The organism is Pedococcus sp. P2_D9 (assembly GCF_056404275.1).
Genome location: NZ_JBFUEI010000009.1, coordinates 1 through 14,523, shown reverse-complemented (window position 1 = coordinate 14,523; position 14,523 = coordinate 1). Strand labels below are relative to the sequence as shown.

The following is a 14,523-nucleotide window of genomic DNA, read 5'->3' as shown; positions in this document are numbered from 1 at the left end:
GTCAGGCGGGCGCCCAAGGCGCTGCTGCACGACCACCTCGACGGCGGCCTGCGTCCGCAGACCATCGTCGAGATTGCCGACCAGATCGGGTATGCCGGGTTGCCGGCCACCGACGCCGACAGCCTCGGCGCGTGGTTCCGGGAGAGCGCGGACTCGGGGTCCCTGGTGCGCTACCTCGAGACCTTCGACCACACGCTAGCCGTCATGCAGACCGCCGAGGGGCTGCGTCGAGTGGCTCGCGAGAGCGTCCTCGACCTGGCCGCCGACGGCGTCGTCTACGCCGAGAGCCGCTACGCGCCGGAGCAGCACCTCTCCGAGGGACTTGCGCTCGAGGACGTCGTCGAAGCCGTCAACGCCGGGTTCCGCGAAGGCGAGGGGCAGGCTGCAAAGGCCGGCACGCCCATCCGGGTCACCGCTCTCCTGACCGCGATGCGCCACGCGGCCAAGAGCACCGAGATCGCCGAGCTCGCGGTCCGCTACCGCGACCAGGGTGTCGCCGGGTTCGACATCGCAGGCGCCGAGGCGGGCTTCCCTCCCACCAGGCACCTCGACGCCTTCGAGTACCTCCGTCGCGAGAACGCCCACTTCACGATCCACGCGGGCGAGGCGTTCGGCCTGCCGAGCATCTGGGAGGCGATCCAGTGGTGCGGGGCCGACCGGCTCGGGCACGGCGTCCGGATCGTCGACGACATCACCGTCGGCGACAAGGCCTTCGGCGACGACGTCGCGGCGGCGGTCGCCGCTGACACGGACGACGTGCACCTCGGCCGCCTTGCGGCATACGTCAGGGACACCCGCATCCCGCTGGAGATGTGCCCCAGCAGCAACGTCCAGACCGGTGCGGCGGAATCCGTTGCGCTGCACCCGATCTCACTGCTCAAGCGGCTGCGGTTCCGGGTGACGGTCAACACCGACAACCGCCTGATGAGCGGCACCTCGATGTCGCGTGAGATGGGACTGCTCGTGCAGGACGCAGGCTGGACGATGGACGACCTGCGATGGGTCACCATCAACGCGATGAAGTCCGCGTTCATCCCCTTCGAGGAGCGGCTGGCCATCATCGAGGGAGTCGTCAAGCCCGGCTACGCCGCACTCGAGGAGCAGGTCCGGGCCACGTCGGCGCGCTAGCGGTCGAGCGGGTCCGCGGGCAGCAGCTGCTCGCGGCGGTGGTCCTCACGGGCCAGGCGTTCGGCGTCACGGCGACGACGGTCGGCGATCACGGCGGCGAGGACGTACTCGGCGTGGATGCCCGGTGGGGGCGGTGGCGACACGTGCGGCAGCACCGAGCGCAACAGGCTCTGGCCCAGCTCCTCCCGTGAGGCCGGAGTGAGCCCGGCGGCCCGCCCGAGGAACTGACGGACGGCGATGGCCAGTCCCGGGGGCAGCGCAGCCAGATCGGCCTGGGATGCCCACTGCGCCAGCGGGGGCGGCATGACCGGAGGGGGCAACAACCGCATCGTGGCGCGCTGCGACACGACGTAGGTGCCTGCCGCCATGTCGCCGAGGCGCTTCGCGCGCGGGCTGACCAGGGAGGCCACCATCGCGCCCGCACCCGCGAGCAGGTAGATCTCGGGCCACCCGACGAGGGCCCGGGTGAGCGCGTGCCGGGCCGTGATGGGACCACCGTCGTCGCGCACCACCCGCAGCCCCAGCGCCAGCTTGCCCAGGGTTCGGCCCCGGGTGACCGTCTCCACCACGGTCGGGATGCCGACGGTGACCCCCACGACCAACAGGATCACGACCGTCCGGCCCACCGCGTCGGACGTGCCGGAGAACACCGCGCCCGTCGCGATCGAGCCCGCCACGAGCAGGACCGCAGCGACCAACAGGTCGATGATGCCGGAGGCGGCTCGGGAGGGAACGCCGGCGATGGGCAGCTCGACGGCCACCCCTTCGCCGGTGACCATGTCGTCGCTCGCGTAGCTGCGGTAACCGGCCCCCGTGCTCATGGCCGAAGCATAGAGTGACGCCGTGGACCTGGATGCGTATGTCGCCGCACGCAGCCGGTACTGGGGGCGACTCGAGGAGCTGGCCGGACGACGCCGTCTGTCCGGTGCCGAGGGTGACGAGCTGCTCGACCTGTACCAGCGCGTCTCCACCGACCTGTCCGTCGTCCGGTCGGCCTCGCCCGACCCGTCGGTCGTGGCCTACCTGTCCATGCTGCTCACCCGCGCGCGGGTGGCGATGGTCGGCACCCGGACGAACACGTGGGTCGACCTCCTGCGCTTCTTCACCCGGACCTTTCCCGCCGCGCTGTACCGCACCCGGTGGTGGTGGGCGACAACCGCGCTGGGCAGCCTCCTGGTCATCGCCCTCGTCGCCGCGTGGACGCTGCGGCACCCCGAGGTCTACGCCAGCCAGCTCACCCCGGCCGAGATCCAGGCCTACGTCGGCACCGATTTCGAGCACTACTACAGCGAGTTCCCGCACCACGAGTTCGCCACCCTCGTCTGGGTGAACAACGCCTGGGTCGCGGCCCAGTGCATCGCCTTCGGGGTCCTGGGACTGCCCGTCGTCTACGTGCTCGTCACCAACGTGCAGGGCGTGGGCGTCGTGGCTGCCCTGATGATGGCCCACGACCGCACCGGTCTGTTCTTCGGCCTGATCCTGCCGCACGGCCTGCTCGAGCTCACTGCCGTCTTCGTCGCCGCGGCGGTCGGCCTGCGGCTCTTCTGGTCCTGGGTGGAGCCGGGTCCGCGCACGCGACTTCAGGCCTTGGCGGCCGAGGCGCGCACGTCGGTCGCGATCGCCACGGGGCTGGTCTTCGTGCTCCTCGTGAGTGGAGCGATCGAAGGCTTCGTGACGCCGTCCGGACTGCCGACGTGGGCGCGGATCGGCATCGGCGTCCTGGCGGAGTCGGCCTTCCTCGCCTACGTCTTCGTGGTCGGACGCAGCGCCCACCGCAACGGAGTGACCGGAGACATCGACGCGCGTGACATCGGCGACCAGCCGCTGGTGGCCGCCTGATCGTCGGAGGAAGCCGGATTCGGGTGTTCCCAGGTCAGAGCAGACCCTGTCGCTTGAGCATGAGGTAGTGGTCGGCCAGCCGAACTGGCAGCTGCTCCGGCGGCTCGTCCAGCACGTCCACTCCGAGCCTGACGAGCGCGGCCGCAGTGCGTCGCCGCAGCGACGTCGTGCGCTCTGCGGCGGCCGCCTCATAGACCTCGGCCACGGTGTCGCGGGTCGTGCGCATCCGCGCGACCGCGGGATCGGCCACCGAGGCGACCACCACCCGGTGGTGGGCGCTGAGGGCCGGCAGCACGGGCAGCAGCCCCTGTTCGACGGCGGCGGACTCGAGCGGCGTGAGCAGGACCACCAGGGCTCGTTGCGTGCCGAGCCGGCTGATCTCGGTGGCGAGCAGCCCCCAGTCGGCCTCGACCAGCCGGGACTCGATGGGCGCGAGCGCGCTGATCGTGTCGTGCAGCAGCGTGGCGCGGTCGGCGCCGGAGGCCCTGGCCAGCACGACGCGGTCACCGGCGATCACCTGCACGCGGTCACGTGCGTGCCCGGCCAGGGCGGTGAGCAGGAGCGCGGCGTCCATGGCTGCGTCCAGGCGGGGAGCGTCGTCGACCCGGCCCGCGGAGGTTCGCGACGTGTCGACCACGATGACGATGCGGCGGTGCTGCTCGGGCTGCCAGGTGCGCACCACCAGGTGCTGGCGGCGTGCGGTGGCGCGCCAGTCGATGCTCCGCACGTCGTCGCCGTCGACGTACTCGCGCAGGCTGTCGAACTCGGTGCCCTGCCCACGGATGCGTACGGCGGCGCGGCCGTCCAGCTGCCGCAGCACCGCCAAGCGGCTGGGCAGGTGTTTGCGGGCAGGGAACGGATGGAGGGTCCGCAGGCGCCCCGGGACCTCGAACGACCGTTGCCGCGCCGCGAGGCGCAGCGGTCCGGTGGAGCGCACTGTCACCCGGTGCGCGATGCGGTCTCCGCGGCGGGTGGGGGTCAGGGTCGTCGTCACCCGGATGCGTTCCCCGGCAGCGATGGCCACGGTATGCCGCGTGGTTGCGGCCCCCGCGGAAGGTGGCCAGGCGTCGCGGACGGCGCCGCGCAGTGGGCGCCTCCCCGAGTTGGTCACCAGGACCGACGTCGAGGTCTGCTCGCCGAGACGCACCTGGGCCGGCCCCTCCCGGACGAAGGTCAGCGAGCGAGGAGAGCTGGCCAGCAGGAGATCGACCCCTATGAGGACCAGCATCGCGACCCACAACCACCGCACCGTGTCGCCCCGCGGCCACAGGGCAACCGGCACCAGCCCGAGCAGGGCCAGCGCGACGGCGCGGTAGGTCAGGCTCATCAGCGGGGGACCGGCACTGCTCCGAGCGCGCTGTCGAGGACGGCCGTGACGCTGACGCCCTCGAGCTCGGCCTCCGGGCGCAGGGACAACCGGTGAGCCAGGGTCGCGTGGGCGAGGGCCTTGACGTCGTCGGGGGTGACGAAGCCGCGCCCGTTGATCCAGGCCCACGCCCGCGACGTCGCCATCAGCGCCGTGGCGCCGCGCGGGCTGACACCCAGCGCCAGCGACGGCGAGTTCCGGGTCGCCCGGGCGATGTCCACGATGTAGGCCGTGACCTCGTCCGAGATCTCGACACTGCGAACCGCCTCGGCACCTGCCGCAAGGTCCGCCGCCGACGCGACCGGCCGCAGCCCGGCGGCCTGAAGGTCGCGAGGGTCGAACCCAGAGGCGTGACGGCGCAGGACCGCGATCTCGTCGTCCCGGCGTGGGACGGGGAGCGTCACCTTGAGCAGGAACCTGTCGAGCTGTGCCTCCGGCAGGGGGTAGGTGCCTTCGTACTCGACGGGGTTCTGGGTCGCGGCGACCATGAACGGCTGGGGCAGCGGGTGGGCCCGGCCGTCCACGCTGACCTGGCGTTCCTCCATGGCTTCGAGCAGGGCCGACTGGGTCTTGGGTGGTGTGCGGTTGATCTCGTCCGCGAGCAGGAGGTTGGTGAAGACGGGGCCCTGGCGGAAGGTGAAGTCGCCGGACGACGCGTCGTAGACCAGCGATCCGGTGAGGTCGCCGGGCATCAGGTCGGGGGTGAACTGCACGCGCTTGGTCTCGACGTCGAGGGCGGCGGCGAGGCTGCGCACGAGCAGGGTCTTGGCGACGCCCGGGACTCCTTCGAGCAGGATGTGCCCGCGGGAGAGCAGGGCCACGAGCAGCCCGGCGACGGCGGCGTCCTGTCCGACGACGGCCTTGGCGACCTCTGAGCGGACGGCCAGGAGGGCTGCCCGGGCATCGGGTGCGGCGATCGCCGGGCGGTCCGGTGCGACGAGCTGGGCCTGACCCGGCCCGACGGGCTGGGCCTGGTCGGCCAGGGCTTGGGTGGGGCGGGGCTGGTCGTTCATGAGCGGCGGACCCTCTCCTCGAGATCGGTCAGTGCGTTGGCCAGGTGGTGCAGGTCGACGTCGGTGGTGGGGGGCGGGCCGGCGAGCAGCGTCGCGACCTGGGCGGGCGGCATACCTGTCGCTGCTGCGGCAGCCGCCTGGACCGGCTGCGCCGCATGCGGCGGCAGGGCGAGCCGTCGGGCGAGCCTTTCGATGGTGCCCTGCCGCAGGATGGCGGCGGCCCTGGACCGGTCGCGGGCGCGGCGATAGATCCGGCCGCGACTCTCCGTGGTCTCGACGGCGCGCACCACCACGGGGAGGGGCTCGGTGACGAGCGCACCCATCCGACGCCCGCGGACGAACGCGAGGAGGACCACCGCGGTCGCGAGCACGGCGGAGGCGGGCGCCAGCCACACCGGCCAGCCGCCGTCCGTCGGCTCACCGGTGAAGCTCGCGAGGTCGCCGAGGCCCGGTTGGTACCAGACGAGGCGCGGCGAGTGGCCGAGCGCACGGATGGCAAGGCCGGCGTGCGACTCGTCGTCGACCCAGCGGTTGGTGAACGCGGCCGAGATGCCCAGTGCCACGACCTCGGGGTGGTCGGCGGCGGCGGGCACCGTTGCCATCGCCGCCCCGAACCCGAACCCCGCAGCCGTTGCCGGGTCGTCCTTTGCCTGGTCGTCCTCGGCCTGGTCGCCCTTTGTCTGGTCGCCGCCGCGGGGATCGGGCAGGGCGAAGCACAGAGTGGCCGGCGTACCGCTCCCGCGCTTCACCGGGATGAACCGCGTGTCGACCAGCAAGGCCGTGTCGTCGGCGCGCGCCACCGCGGAGGTGCACCCTGCAGTCAACGACAGCTGGGCCTCGAGGGCCCCTGACGTCAGTGGCAGGTCGAGGGCGGCGAGCTGGGCCGCCGTCGGGTCGAGCAGCACCAGCCGGTCGGCCCCTGCGGACACGTGACCCATGGTGGTCGCGCTGTCGCGGCCGACATACGCGGAGTTGGCCATCACGACGGTGCTGCCCGAGCCCGGCTGGGCGTCGGCGAGCGCGCCGATCGACCGGACGACCTCCACCTCGACGCCGTGCTTGCGCAGCACCTCCACGATGGCCCTGCCACCGGCAGGCCCGGTGTCGTCGGGGTCGAGCACCTGGTCCGGGGCCGTCGTGCCCAGTGCCATGACCACGAGGGCTCCCACGCCGAGCGTCACGGCCAGCGCGCCCACGGCCCTTCGGCGGATCCGCGTCGCACGACCGCCGCGGGTCTGCAGGCCCGTGCCCGAACCACCCGTGCCCGAACCAGCGGTGCCCGAACCGCCGGTGCCCGATCCAGCAGTCACGGGGCGACCAGTCGTCCGAGCTGCGGCCTGGTCCGCAGCAGCACGGCGTCGAGCTCGGTCGTGGTGACGGCCTGGGTCCGTGTGGTCCGTCGGTGGCCGTAACGGACGTCGTCGAAGGACGACGCGGCGCTCGCGAGGGCCTCCGCCTGGTCGGGGAAGACCGGCGCCAGGGCGAGCGCCACCTCGTGCGCCGTGCGGCCGGGGAGCTCGGCCAGCAGGGTGCGCTCCACGGCCGAGGCGGCCAGGGCCCGGTAACCGTCCAGCAGGACGGAGTCCCAGTCTCCGCGGTCCGCCGCCTCTCGAGCCCGAACGCGGTAGTCCGACGCGCTGAGCCCTTCGTCGTCCACGGGGGCAGCCGTGGCGCCACGTCGTCTGGTCACTGCTTCGGGACGAATCAGCCGCAGGACCACCAGGACCAGGACGGCCAGGATGACCACGACCACGAGGACCACGCTCCAGGAGGGGAGCAGGCCCGCCCCGGACCGACCGGCGAACAGACTGCTCAGCCACTCCATGAACCGCTGCCAGAGGGAGGGTTCGGTGACGTACTGGCCGTTGGCGAGCTCGTCACGCAGCCACTGCTGGGCCTCCGGCGAGCTGGGGTCGAGGGGTGGGCCGTCGAAGGGGGCGGTCAGGCTCGTCATCTCCCGGCGGCTGCTCCCGGCCACTGCCGCGTCACGTCGTCCTGGGCCGCGGCGATCAGCTGGACGTCGAAGCCCTCGCGGCGGATGCGTTGGTCGACGTAGAGGAGCGCGTCCACGCCGGCGGTGAAGGGCGTGGTCAGGGCTCCCGTGATGAGTCCGGAGACGCCCGAGATGACCGCCTGCCAGACGTAGAGGTTCGCGGGATCTCCCGTGGCGACGATGCCGAGACCGCCGACCATCGCGAGTGGGAACGCGAGGATCTGGGCTGCGATCCCGACGATGATGCCAGTGAGGATCCTGATGCCGAGGACGCGCCAGAACTGGCTGCCGGACGTCAGTCTCCAGGACCTCGCGATGCCCTCACCGACGCTGGCCTTCTCGAGGACGACAGCCACGCCCACGAAGGCCAGTCGGGTCGAGAGGAACAGCACGAGGACGATGGCGACCAGGCCGGCGAGGATGGCAAGGAGCACGGCGCCGACCACTCCCGAGTCGTTGGCGGAGGAGACGGCGCCGACGACGGCGATGACGGGCAGCACGAGGACGGCGGCAAGGGCCAGCACGATGACCAGACCGGTCACGATGGTGGCGCCGACCAGGGGCAGGAGTCTGCCGCGCGTGCCCTCCCACGTCTGGCCGGCAGTCACGCGGCGGCCCATGACGGCCTGGCTGATCACGAACGCCACGAACCCCGTCAGCAGGATCGTCGACCCCGAGGTCCCCAGCGACGGGATCAGCGAACCCAGCGTGCCTGCCGCCGGGAAGATGTCCTGGTTCGACCCGATGTCCAGCGACTCCTGCGAGGCCACCCACGCGCCGAGCGCAGTGGTCGGCACGAGGAAGACGAGCGTGGTGACGAAGGCCAGGCCCATGGTCGCGGCGACGTTCCCACGGATCGCCTTGATCACCGCGCCGTACAGGTCGCCGAGGGCGAGCGGCCGCAGCGGGATGACCCCTGGCCGGAACTCCATCGCCGGGTGCGCGGGCCACGGAGCACCCGCCGGGAAGCCGTACCCGGCGGGCTGTCCGGCTTGCCCAGGATGCCCGGGCTGCATTCCGGCTGGCTGCCCCGCCGGCGCACCTGGAGGCACTGGCGGGTATGCCGCGTGCCCACCCGTGGTGGCCACCGGTTCTGCTGGCCCACTGGTCCCAGGAGCCACCCACTGCGGGTCGGTCATGTGCGCACATCCCCCTCGCTGACGTGGTGGAACCCTAACCGAACGGGGTGTCATGCGGGCGGCGAGCCGCGAGATTCGCCGGGCTGGTTCAGCGGGCGAGGGCCGACAACAGCGGCTCGAGGTCCTTGGCGCGGGCGGAGGTCGCGCCGAGGGACTCCTGGCGCGCGACGACCCGGGGTTCGTCACGCATGAGGGCCAGGCCACGGCGGACCAGCGTCCACGGCGGCTTGCGGTGCTCCGTCAGGTCGCGCAGCAGCCGCCACACGAAGGTCACCACGCGGTGGTGGTGCACGCAGTAGGCGCCGGCGAGCAGGCCCCGGTCGCGCAGGTCGTCGATGATCTCGGCTGCGAAGATGCCCTCCGCGAGGATCAGGTCGTGCGGTGCGGCCCGGACGGTCGTCGTGTCCACGGCCCGGCTGCGCGCGATGTCGTAGACGGGGGTCCTGACCTCACCGGTTGTCACGAGCGTGGCGAGGGCGTCGAGGGCGGCGGCACCGTCCCACGAGTCGGGGTGGTCCCAGTCGACGATGCCCAGCTCCTCGCTGCGGGGCATCACCGGGTCGTCCTCGTCGCGGTAGAAGTCGTCGAGCCGGACGATCGGCCAGCCGTGGGCCCCTTGGAGTCGCGCGGCCAGCCGTGACTTCCCGGCCCCGCTGGGACCGGCAAGGACCACCACCCGGGCGGTGGTGTCCACGTCCGGTGCGGGTGGGGTCAAGGGTCAGCGGCCCTTGGGGTGCCAGACGGTCTTGGTCTCCAGGAATGCCGTGATGCGCGACAGGTCGGGCGTGCGCGACCAGTCGGGCTCGACCGCGTCGGAGCCCTCGCCGGCAGGTCGCACCACGCGCTTCAGGTTCTCGGCGGCAGCCAGCTCGAGGTCGCCCCAGCTGACTCCCTCGGCGTCGGCCGCACCGCTCAGGTCGATGGCGTTGACGTCGCGGTGCGAGGCGAGCCAGGGCGCGACCTCGGCCGTGCGTCCGGTGATGAGGTTGATGACCCCGCCGGGGACGTCGGACGTGGCCAGCGCCTCGGAGAGGGTGATCGCGGGCAACGGGCGGAGCTCACTGGTCAGCACGACCGCGGTGTTGCCGGAGCAGATCACCGGGGCGAGGACGGAGACCAGACCCAGCAGCGAGCTGCGCTGCGGCGCGAGGACGGCCACGACACCGGTCGGCTCGGGTGCCGAGATGTCGAAGTACGGCCCTGCCACGGGGTTGAGGCCGCCGAGGATCTGGGCGAGCTTGTCGGTCCACCCGGCATACCAGACCCAGCGGTCGATGGCCTGGGAGACGACGGTCTCCGCACGACGCTCGGCGAGGCCCTCGCTGGCGCGCACCTCGGCCACGAACTGGTCGCGGCGCCCCTCCATCACCTCGGCGACGCGATAGAGCACCTGACCACGGTTGTATGCCGTGGCGCCGGCCCAGCCGCCGAAGGCGCCACGAGCGGCGACGACCGCGTCCCGGGCGTCCTTGCGGGAGCCCTGGGCGGCGTTCGCGAGGAACTTGCCGCGGCCGTCGACGACCTCGTAGGAGCGSCCSGACTCGGAGCGCGGGAACTTGCCGCCGATGTAGAGCTTGTAGGTCTTCCTGACGTCGACGCGAGCGTCGGTGCCTGTCGACCGCGTGGCGGTGGGGCTCACTTGCTGTCTCCCGTCGTGACGTAGGCGGCGAGGCCGTGGCGGCCACCCTCCCGGCCGTAGCCCGACTCCTTGTAGCCACCGAACGGGCTGGTCGGGTCGAACTTGTTGAACGTGTTGGCCCAGACGACGCCGGCGCGGAGCTGGTCGGCCATCCAGAGGATGCGCGAGCCCTTCTCGGTCCAGATGCCCGCGGACAGGCCGTAGGGGGTGTTGTTGGCCTTGGCGACGGCTTCCTGCGGTGTGCGGAAGGTCAGGACCGACAGGACGGGTCCGAAGATCTCCTCCTGGGCGATGCGGTGGCCCTGGCTGACGCCGGTGAAGACCGTCGGCCGGAACCAGAAGCCCTTGCTGGGCAGCTCGCACCCGTTGTCCCAGCGCTCGGCGCCCTCGGCCTCGCCGGCTGCGGTCAGCTCGACGATCCGCTGCAGCTGCGCCTTGGAGTTGATCGCGCCGACGTCGGTGTTCTTGTCGAGCGGGTCACCCACGCGCAGGGTCTCGAGGCGGCGCTTGAGCCGCTTCTCGACGTCATCCGCGATGCTCTCCTGCACGAGCAGGCGTGACCCGGCGCAGCAGACGTGACCCTGGTTGAAGAAGATGCCGTTGACGATGCCCTCGACGGCCTGGTCGAGCGGAGCGTCGTCGAAGACGATGTTGGCAGCCTTGCCGCCAAGCTCGAGGGTGGCCTTCTTGCGGGTGCCGGCGATCGACCGGGCGATCATCTTGCCGACCCCTGTCGAACCGGTGAACGCCAGCTTGTCGATGTCGGGGTGGTCGACGATGGCCTGACCGGTCGCGCCGGCGCCGGTGATGATGTTGACCACGCCCGGCGGCAGGTCGGCCTGCTGGACCACCTCGGCGAACAGCAGCGCCGTCAGCGGGGTGGTCTCGGCCGGCTTGATGACCACGGTGTTGCCGGTGGCCAGCGCCGGCGCGATCTTCCATGCGAGCATGAGGATCGGGAAGTTCCACGGGATGACCTGGCCCACGACGCCGTGAGGGCGGGGGTTGGTGCCCAGGCCCGCGTAGTCGAGCTTGTCGGCCCAGCCTGCGTGGTAGAAGAAGTGCGCCGCGGCCAGGGGCACGTCGACGTCGCGGCTCTCCTTGATTGGCTTGCCGTTGTCGATGCTCTCCAGCACGGCGAACTCGCGCGCACGCTCCTGCAGGATGCGGGCGATGCGGAAGAGGTACTTGCCGCGGTCGGCCCCGGACATCCGGCCCCAGGCGCCGTTGTAGGCACGACGGGCTGCGGCGACTGCGCGGTCGACGTCGGCGTCGCTCGCCGACGTGATCTCCGCCAGGACCTCCTCCGTGGAGGGGTTGATGGACTTGAACGCCGAGCCGCCCTGGGAGTCGGTGAACTCGCCGTTGATGAACAGCCCGTAGGAGGGCTTGATGTCGACGACCGCGCGGGACTCCGGCGCCGGTGCGTACTCGAACTTGGCCATGGCTTGAGGTTCCTCAGGATCTGTGGGGTGCAGGGGGCTGCTGGGTGGCTCGCAGGTCAGTACAGGCTTGGCGAGTCGTCGGTGACGTAGTCGGCGCCGGAGTAGGCGCCGATCGCCATCCGCTGGCGTTGCAGGATGAGGTCGTTGAGCAGGCTCGAGGCCCCGAACCGGAACCAGTGCGGGTCGAGCCAGTCCTCGCCGGCGATCTCGCTCACGGTCACGAGGAACTTGAGGGCGTCCTTGCTCGTGCGGATGCCGCCGGCCGGCTTGACGCCGACCATCTCGCCGGTGAGGTCGCGCCAGTCGCGGACCGCCTCGAGCATGATCAGCGTGACCGGCAGGGTCGCGGCGGGGGAGACCTTGCCGGTGGAGGTCTTGATGAAGTCGCCGCCGGCCAGCATCGACAGCCACGACGCCCGCCGGACGTTGTCGTAGGTGACCAGCTCACCGGTTTCCATGATGACCTTGAGCCGGGCGCGGGACCCGTCCTTGCGGATACAGGCCTCGGACACCTCGGCGATCTCGCGGAACACCGTGAGGTAGTCGCCCGACAGGAACGCCCCGCGGTCGATCACCATGTCGATCTCGTCGGCACCCGCATTCACGGCGTCGCGGGTGTCGGCCAGCTTGATGGGCATCAGGGCTCGACCGCTCGGGAAGGCCGTGGCAACCGCAGCCACCTTGACGCCGCTCTGGCCGAGGGCATCCTTGGCGGTGCTGACCATGTCGCCGTAGACGCAGACAGCCGCGGGGCGGGGCGTGTCGGGGTAGCCGGGGTCGGGGTTGATCGCCTTGGCGCACAGGCCGCGGACCTTGCCCGGCGTGTCAGCGCCCTCGAGGGTCGTCAGGTCGATCATGGAGATGGCCAGGTCGATGCCCCAGGCCTTGGAGGTGGTCTTGATGGACCGGGTGCCGAGGCCCGCGGCCCTGGCCTCGCAGCCCACCTGGTCGACCCCGGGCAGACCGTGCAGCCAGCTCGTGAGGGCTGCGTTCGTGAGCCGGGAGACGCCGAGGAGATCGCGCGCCCTGGTCGTGGCGTCGACAGAGGGGGCCGCAGCTGTGGGGGTGCTCACCGAGCAATCCTAGCCGTGTCTCACCCTTCGGTCAGTTCGCGAGGGTCCTCAGTCGGCGGGACCGGACCCCAGGGTGAGGGTCGCGGTGTGGCTGGTGCCCGAGGCGTCGGTTCAGGTGCCGTGATGTCCGACTTCTCGGCCGACCGTTGACCAAGCCGTCACGCAGGCGGCTGGAGGCGAGCCGGTCTGGGCTGTGGACAACCGGTGCCGTAACGGCGCCGCATCCGGTGCCGTATCTGGTTGCGTTGCAACGGGTTACGTGATCGTTGGAGTGTCAGACCTGGTTGTTAGGTGGGGTTCATGGTTGGGGGGATGTCGTTCGAGGAGCGGCGCGCGGCGGTGGAGCTGGCGTGCCGTGCCCTGACCGGGGTCGAGGGTGAGCTGTGGGCGGCGGGCGGGGCCGAGCTGGGTGGGTTCGCGTCCCTGCTCGACCAGCTGGGGGTGCGGGCCGACGCGGCCCGGGTGGAGGTGCTGGCCGAGGCGGTCGACCGGGGTGAGGCCGGTTCGGGCCGGGCCGGGGCGCACGCCTGGCTCCTGGAGCGGTCGCCGTCGCTGCGGGCGGGCGGGTCGGCGCGGGTGGTGCGGGTGGCCGAGGCCGCCCACGACGACCGGTATGCCGGGTTGACCGCCGCGGTGCGTGACGCCCGGGTGCCGTTGGTGACCGCGGTGGTGGTGGTGGAGGAGTTCGAGCGGCTCGCGCCGCGGCTGGCCGCAGGGGCGGACGGGCCGGTCCTGGCCGGGCTGGTCGAGGTGGCGTCGTGGGGGCGTCCCCGGGACGTGCGCGGGCTGCGCGAACGCCTGGTCGCGGAGTACGGGGCCGAGGGTGAGCTCCAGGGTGAGCAGGACCGGGCGCACGAGCAGCGTTCGCTGTCGCAGCCGTCCGCGCACGGCACCGGGGTGTTCGAGTACGCGATGGTGGTCGACGCCGAGGCGAAGGCGGTCATCGAGGCCGCCGTGCAGGGACTGTCGGCGCCCCGGCCGGCGCAGGGTGAGCCGGACCGGCGCCCGTCGGGGCAGCGGCGGATGGACGCCCTGTTGGAGGTGCTGCGCCGCGGGGTCGCCTCCGCCGRTGGGGTGGCSACCACCCCSAAGGCGGAGCTGTTCGTSACCGTGTCGCTGGAGGACCTGGTGGCCCGGKCGAACGCCGCGACCGTGTTCGGGTCGGGAGAGGCSGGCRCCMTGATCGGGCCGGACACSGTCCGSCGGATCGCGTGTGACGCGGGGATCGTGCCGGTGGTGCTSGGCACCGACGGGCAGATCCTGGACCTGGGCCGCMGGTTCCGGCTGTTCACCTCCGCCCAGCTGCGGGCGTTGTGGTTGCGCGACGGCCGGTGCACCTTCCCCGACTGCACCGTGCCCGCGTCCTGGTGCGACGGACACCACCTGCGGCACTGGGCCGACGGCGGCCCGACGGACCTGACCAACGCAGCGTTGTTGTGCGGGCGGCACCACACGACCGTGCACCGCAACGGCTACCACGGTCAGATCGTCGACGGCCGGGTCCACTGGGACCTGACCCCCGGCGCCTACGACCACTGGCTCACCCACTTCACAGGCGCGGACCCCGGCTCCGACCCCTGCTCCGGCCCAGGCTCCGGCTCCGAGGCCGGCCCAGGCTCCGGCTCCGAGGCCGGCCCAGGCTCCGGCTCCGAGGCCGGCCCAGGCTCCGGCTCCGAGGCCGACCCCTGCTCCGGCTCCAGGTCCGACCCGTGCTCCGGCTCCGGGGCGGACGCAGGCTCGGACTCGAGCTCCGGCGCCGGAGCTCGACCAGCCATCAGGACCTACGACGTCTGGGACCAGCTCGAGACCACTGCCCACAGGTCAACTGCATCCCCACCTTGGCGACCATGACCACGCCCCACAGCCCGCAACCCCGGCGGGCCCGCTG

Annotated in this window: 13 protein-coding genes; 3 read left to right on the top strand and 10 right to left on the bottom strand. The window is 72.0% G+C overall.

The features are described from left to right. The first annotated feature begins 21 nt into the window (after nt 1-21). Nucleotides 22-1,128, top strand: coding sequence for an adenosine deaminase (locus AC1DXJ_RS14140; RefSeq protein WP_477615305.1), 1,107 nt, complete (start codon nt 22-24; stop codon nt 1,126-1,128). On the opposite strand, the gene AC1DXJ_RS14135 is transcribed toward AC1DXJ_RS14140, so the two are convergent. After that, nucleotides 1,125-1,949 carry an RDD family protein gene (locus tag AC1DXJ_RS14135; RefSeq protein WP_477637296.1) on the bottom strand — a complete coding sequence of 275 codons (825 nt, stop codon included), beginning with the start codon at nt 1,947-1,949 and terminating at the stop codon, nt 1,125-1,127. The two genes, AC1DXJ_RS14140 and AC1DXJ_RS14135, sit on opposite strands and share 4 nt — an antisense overlap. A 22-nt stretch (nt 1,950-1,971) precedes the next feature. Here AC1DXJ_RS14135 and AC1DXJ_RS14130 point away from each other — a divergent pair, with 22 nt between their 5' ends. Next, nucleotides 1,972-2,967 carry a stage II sporulation protein M gene (locus AC1DXJ_RS14130; RefSeq protein ID WP_477614898.1) on the top strand — a complete coding sequence of 332 codons (996 nt, stop codon included), beginning with the start codon at nt 1,972-1,974 and terminating at the stop codon, nt 2,965-2,967. A gap of 34 nt (nt 2,968-3,001) precedes the next feature. Here AC1DXJ_RS14130 and AC1DXJ_RS14125 read toward each other — a convergent pair whose 3' ends face one another. The 9 genes from AC1DXJ_RS14125 to deoC all read right to left on the bottom strand — a co-directional run bounded on the left by AC1DXJ_RS14125 (nt 3,002) and on the right by deoC (nt 12,635). After that, the gene (locus tag AC1DXJ_RS14125; RefSeq protein WP_477637295.1) at nt 3,002-4,294 is read right to left on the bottom strand and encodes a DUF58 domain-containing protein; all 1,293 of its coding nucleotides are present in this window, start codon (nt 4,292-4,294) and stop codon (nt 3,002-3,004) included. Further along, nucleotides 4,294-5,346: an AAA family ATPase gene (locus AC1DXJ_RS14120; protein ID WP_477637294.1), complete on the bottom strand. Its 1,053-nt coding sequence runs from the start codon at nt 5,344-5,346 to the stop codon at nt 4,294-4,296. The genes AC1DXJ_RS14125 and AC1DXJ_RS14120 overlap by 1 nt, the downstream gene beginning before the upstream one ends. Next, nucleotides 5,343-6,656: a DUF4350 domain-containing protein gene (locus tag AC1DXJ_RS14115; protein WP_477637293.1), complete on the bottom strand. Its 1,314-nt coding sequence runs from the start codon at nt 6,654-6,656 to the stop codon at nt 5,343-5,345. Before AC1DXJ_RS14115 ends, AC1DXJ_RS14120 begins: the two co-directional genes overlap by 4 nt. Continuing rightward, nucleotides 6,653-7,300 (bottom strand): DUF4129 domain-containing protein, encoded by a 648-nt coding sequence (locus AC1DXJ_RS14110; protein WP_477637292.1) that lies wholly within the window; start codon nt 7,298-7,300, stop codon nt 6,653-6,655. The genes AC1DXJ_RS14115 and AC1DXJ_RS14110 overlap by 4 nt, the downstream gene beginning before the upstream one ends. Beyond that, nucleotides 7,297-8,478, bottom strand: coding sequence for a DUF7847 domain-containing protein (locus AC1DXJ_RS14105; RefSeq protein WP_477633599.1), 1,182 nt, complete (start codon nt 8,476-8,478; stop codon nt 7,297-7,299). Before AC1DXJ_RS14105 ends, AC1DXJ_RS14110 begins: the two co-directional genes overlap by 4 nt. 88 nt (nt 8,479-8,566) lie before the next feature. Then, nucleotides 8,567-9,172 (bottom strand): uridine kinase family protein, encoded by a 606-nt coding sequence (locus AC1DXJ_RS14100; RefSeq protein ID WP_477637291.1) that lies wholly within the window; start codon nt 9,170-9,172, stop codon nt 8,567-8,569. 24 nt (nt 9,173-9,196) lie between these two features. After that, nucleotides 9,197-10,117, bottom strand: a complete 921-nt coding sequence (locus AC1DXJ_RS14095; protein ID WP_477614905.1) for an aldehyde dehydrogenase family protein — start codon at nt 10,115-10,117, stop codon at nt 9,197-9,199. After that, nucleotides 10,114-11,562 carry an aldehyde dehydrogenase family protein gene (locus tag AC1DXJ_RS14090; protein WP_477614906.1) on the bottom strand — a complete coding sequence of 483 codons (1,449 nt, stop codon included), beginning with the start codon at nt 11,560-11,562 and terminating at the stop codon, nt 10,114-10,116. The genes AC1DXJ_RS14095 and AC1DXJ_RS14090 overlap by 4 nt, the downstream gene beginning before the upstream one ends. Nucleotides 11,563-11,618: 56 nt before the next feature. Beyond that, complete coding sequence (gene deoC, locus AC1DXJ_RS14085; RefSeq protein ID WP_477614907.1) at nt 11,619-12,635, bottom strand: deoxyribose-phosphate aldolase; 1,017 nt, start codon at nt 12,633-12,635, stop codon at nt 11,619-11,621. 300 nt (nt 12,636-12,935) lie between these two features. On the opposite strand from deoC, the gene AC1DXJ_RS14080 reads away from it, so the two are divergent. Continuing rightward, nucleotides 12,936-14,486 (top strand): HNH endonuclease signature motif containing protein, encoded by a 1,551-nt coding sequence (locus tag AC1DXJ_RS14080; RefSeq protein ID WP_477637290.1) that lies wholly within the window; start codon nt 12,936-12,938, stop codon nt 14,484-14,486. The last annotated feature ends 37 nt before the right edge of the window (nt 14,487-14,523 follow it).